At 69.4% G+C, this 3,458-nt stretch carries 2 protein-coding genes; one reads left to right on the top strand and one right to left on the bottom strand.

What is annotated here, in order from left to right; translation table 11 throughout:
• Positions 1 to 93 precede the first annotated feature (93 nt).
• Positions 94 to 2,049, bottom strand: a complete 1,956-nt coding sequence (locus ACHFFZ_RS15795; RefSeq protein WP_394277558.1) for a penicillin-binding transpeptidase domain-containing protein — start codon at positions 2,047 to 2,049, stop codon at positions 94 to 96.
• A 156-nt stretch (positions 2,050 to 2,205) separates the two neighbouring features.
• Here ACHFFZ_RS15795 and ACHFFZ_RS15800 point away from each other — a divergent pair, with 156 nt between their 5' ends.
• Complete coding sequence (locus ACHFFZ_RS15800; protein WP_394277559.1) at positions 2,206 to 3,363, top strand: LLM class flavin-dependent oxidoreductase; 1,158 nt, start codon at positions 2,206 to 2,208, stop codon at positions 3,361 to 3,363.
• Positions 3,364 to 3,458: the final 95 nt, after the last annotated feature.

Below are 3,458 nucleotides of genomic sequence, written 5' to 3' on the forward strand. Positions count from 1 at the left end.
ATTCGTCCAGGAACTCGCTTGGTGGCCAGGCGGATTCTCTGCCCGACAAGCGTTTCTGGGTATTTGTCCAAGTGGCCGAAGGGTGATTTTCTCTCACGCGCCGGACAGGAAGGCCTTGATCACCGGGGCGGCATCCTGCGAGCCCGAGCGGCCGTCGTGGACCATCGCGGAGACCGCGTACTGGCCGTTCCAGGCGATCATCCAGGCGTGCGTCCTGGGTGGCGTGGCGGTGCCGTACTCGGCGGTGCCGGTCTTGGCGCCGGTCATCTGGCCGGCCAGCACCTTGCCCGATCCGTCGCTGACCACGGCCTTCATCAGCGCCTGCAGTTGGCTGGCCTCGGCGGGGGTGAGCGTCGGTTCCTTCTGGGTGGGCTTCTTCTCGGCCACCAGCCAGGGCACCACCGTGTGGCCGGAGGCGACGGAGGCGGCCACCCCTGCCATCGCCATTGGGGAGGCCTCGATGGTGCCCTGGCCGATCATGTCGGCGGCCTTCGTCACCGGGTCCTTGGCAGTGGGCACCGCGCCGAAGAAGGAGCCGAAGCCAGCGTCGTGGTCCACGCCCATGCCCAGGCTCTGCGCGGCCTGCGCCAGGTCATCGGCGTCCAGGCGCTCGCGCTCGGCGATGAAGGCGGTGTTGCAGGAGTTCGCCAGTGCGTCGGACAGCGTGATGGTGCCGACCTTGCTGGCGGGAAAGTCGGAGTAGTTGGTGAAGACGCGCCCGTTGACGGTGACCTGCTTGGTGCAGGGGACCGGGCTGGTGGGGGTGAGCCCCTTGCGCAGCAGGGCCAAGGAGCTGGCCACCTTGAAGGTGGAGCCGGGGGCGAAGTGGCCCTGGGTGGCCACCGGCTGGCCGCCGGTGGCTGTCGAGGTGGCGGCGGCCAGCACGTCGCCGGTGCCCACCTTGACCACCACCAGTGAGGCGATGCCCTTCTGGCCGGACAGGGCCTTCTCCGCACGCTCCTGGAGGGTCCGGTCCAGACTGGTGGCCACCGGGCTCCCGGGCTTCGCCGGGCTGGTGAACAGGCGCTTGACCACGGGGGACGCGCTGGGCGACGGGCTCGCGCCGGTTTGGTCCGTGGGGCTGGTTGTGGGGCTGGTTGTGGGGCTGGGCGTGGGGCTGGAGCGTCGGACCACCTCGACGGTGTGCCCAACGGTGCCGCGCAGGCGGGCGTCGTGGCGGGCCTGCAGGCCGCTGGTGCCGACGATGTCGCCGGGCAGCACGTCCCCCTTGGCCTTGGCCACCTGCTCGGCCGAGGCCTCGCCGGCGCCGCCGAGGATGCCGACGGCGAAGCTGGCGCTGGGGGCCAGTGGCAGCTCGACGGGCAGGACGGCGACCCCGGGCATGGTCTTGGCGGCCGCGGGAACCTTGCCCTGGCGCAGGGTGATGGCCGGGACGAAGGCGCTCGGGCCGGCGCTGGAGACCCGCTTGGCGTAGGCGTCTGCGTCGATGTCGACGAGCTGGGCCAGGGTGCGGGCGGTGGTCTGGACGCTGGCCTGGGGCACCGACTTGTCGACCCCGACGCGCCAGGCGGTGGTCTGTTCCACCAGGGCCTGGCCATCCGCGCCGGTGATGGCGGCGCGGGTGGGCACGTCGCGCGTGTGGCGCAGTCGGGTGCTGGCGTCGAGGTCGGGCTGGACCACCTGGGGTTCCCAGCGCACCCGCCACTGCTGGCCGGCGAGTTCGAGGGTGGCGGTGCTGGTCCAGTCCCAGGTCTGGCTGCCCAGCGGAAGCCGGTGGGCCAGTTGTGCCGTCGCGGTTCCTGCCTTGTGGTCATAGCTGACCTGGCCTGGCGTGACGGTGGGGCGCAATCCGTCCATGCCGCCGACGAGCACGTCGAGCTCCTTCTGGGCGGCGCTGGCGGGGACCGACAGCGGGACGGCGGACAGGTCGTGGCTGCTCAGCCCCTTGGCCAGGGCGGTGAGGCTGGCGTCGGCGGCGGGGGCCCCGTCGGGCGGGGTGGTGGAGGAGCTGTCGGTGCAGCCGGTGAGCATGGCCAGGGCCGCGAGACCGGCCAGGGTGGACTTTGCAATCGATGCTGGGTTTCGCATGGCGCCTCCTGGGGGATTGGGCCGATCGTAACCGTCCGTCGGCGCCTCGGGGGCTTCTGGCGGCGGGTCGGGAATAGCTGGCACCCAGCTGCGGTTAAAGTAGATGAAACCTCAACTACCTGTTGGCGCGATCCTCTGCAGATCGAAGGAGCAGTCATGCAGATCGGCATCTTCACCATCGGCGACGTCACCGCCGATCCCACCAGCGGCACGATCCCCACCGAGAGCCAGCGGATCAAGGCCACCGTCGCGATCGCGAAGAAGGCCGAGGAGATCGGGCTCGACGTCTTCGCCACCGGCGAGCACCACAACCCGCCCTTCATCGCCCCGGCCAACCCGCCGATCCTGATGGCGCACCTGGCCGCCGTGACCCAGACGCTCATCCTGTCGACGGCCACCACCCTGATCACCACCAACGACCCGGTGCGCATCGCCGAGGACTACGCCTATGCGCAGCACCTGGCCGACGGCCGCATCGACCTGATGCTCGGCCGCGGCAACACCGGCCCGGTCTACCCCTGGTTCGGCAAGGACATCCGCCAGGGCATCAACCTGGCCCTGGAGAACTACAACCTGCTGCACCGGCTGTGGCGCGAGGACGTCGTGGACTGGAAGGGCAAGTTCCGCACGCCCCTGCAGGGCTTCACCGCCACGCCCCGTCCGCTCGACGAGGTGCCGCCCTTCGTCTGGCACGGCTCGATCCGTTCCCCGGAGATCGCCGAACAGGCCGCCTACTACGGTGACGGCTTCTTCCACAACAACATCTTCTGGAACATCGAGCACACCATGCAGATGGTCGACCTGTACCGCCAGCGCTACCAGCACTACGGCCACGGCCGGGCGCAGGATGCGATCGTCGGGCTGGGGGGACAGTTCTTCATGCGCAAGAACTCGCAGGACGCGGTCAAGGAGTTCCGCCCCTACTTCGACAATGCGCCGGTCTACGGACACGGCCCGTCGCTGGAGGAGTTCAGCTCCATGACCCCGCTGACGGTCGGATCGCCCCAACAGGTGCTGGAACGCTACCTGGGAATGACCGAGAAGGTGGGCCACTACCAGCGCCAGCTCTTCCTCATCGACCACGCCGGCCTGCCGCTCAAGACCGTGCTGGAGCAGCTGGACCTGCTGGGTGACATCCTGCCCGAGATGCGCAGGGGCTATGCCCAGGGGCGTCCGTCCGGCATCCCCGAGGCGCCCACCCACGCATCGATGGTGGCCGAGCGGGGTGCCGTCGCCGAGGCGGCACAGCACCACTTCGGTGACAAGAAGGACATCTGGACCGGGACCAGCGACCGGGACCAGAACGAGCTCTGAGGACGATCCCCGGAGGAAAATCGGGGCAAATGTCCAGAAATTCTTGTGGGCAAGGGGTGGCGCCTGTGCGCTGGCCCCTTGCCGTGTCATGATCG

Source organism: Luteococcus sp. (genome assembly GCF_043424415.1).
Taxonomy (GTDB): Bacteria; Actinomycetota; Actinomycetes; order Propionibacteriales; family Propionibacteriaceae; genus Luteococcus.

Excerpts from the sequence above, each read along its gene's own strand:
- ACHFFZ_RS15795 (WP_394277558.1), bottom strand. The coding sequence starts at position 2,049 with ATGCGAAACCCAGCATCGATTGCAAAGTCCACCCTGGCCGGTCTCGCG.
- ACHFFZ_RS15800 (WP_394277559.1), top strand. The coding sequence starts at position 2,206 with ATGCAGATCGGCATCTTCACCATCGGCGACGTCACCGCCGATCCCACC.